This window comes from Escherichia sp. AM3, from assembly GCF_032029835.1.
GTDB lineage: Bacteria > Pseudomonadota > Gammaproteobacteria > Enterobacterales > Enterobacteriaceae > Escherichia > Escherichia coli.
The window spans coordinates 1-235 of sequence record NZ_JAVUPQ010001320.1; the positions used below are offsets into that span (position 1 = coordinate 1).

The following is a 235-nucleotide window of genomic DNA, read 5'->3' on the forward strand; positions in this document are numbered from 1 at the left end:
TCGATCTTGCTGATATTTAATGCTTTCTGGAAGATACCGCCGAGAATTCGAATTAAAATCCCCATCACACCGATGTAGTAGAGAATACTCACCAGCGCGGTGACGAAGATAATTGCCGGTAACACCCTGAAACCAAAGATAAATCCTGCACCATCAAATAAGGTATCCATTTTCGGTCCGACCAGAGAACCGAAGATAAATGCGCTACCCGCGTCGCTGTACGCCATCACTTTAT

The 235-nt window shown here is 45.1% G+C and carries 1 pseudogene; it reads right to left on the reverse strand.

Features of this window, described 5'->3' with window-relative positions:
• Positions 1-235 (reverse strand): annotated as a pseudogene (locus RTW80_RS30875) (NupC/NupG family nucleoside CNT transporter); the annotation flags it as partial.